At 30.7% G+C, this 241-nt stretch carries 1 pseudogene; it reads right to left on the bottom strand.

Annotated elements, in window-relative coordinates:
* Positions 1-241 (bottom strand): annotated as a pseudogene (locus SH09_RS15680) (hypothetical protein); the annotation flags it as partial.

Genomic DNA, 241 nt, shown 5'->3' with positions numbered 1-241 from the left:
AATAAGGATAGCCATGGCTACAAGAATATTACTATACACTCCAGAAGAATAATTTATAAATTCCAGAACTAGTTTACGATTAATCAATTGTAGTGACAATAAACCTCCTACAATTGCTATACCTGTTCCCTCTGATAAAAAACTTGTGAAATTTAGCAAACTCATTCCAGAAGCAACTTCTTCTTCAGAAAGACTACTTGATACTATTTTTGATATAACTGTTTTAGTAAAAGATAATCCG

The organism is Staphylococcus gallinarum, assembly GCF_000875895.1.
Lineage (GTDB): Bacteria > Bacillota > Bacilli > Staphylococcales > Staphylococcaceae > Staphylococcus > Staphylococcus gallinarum.
Note: the sequence above shows the minus strand (reverse complement) of the source record. Positions and strands in the feature narration are given on the sequence as shown.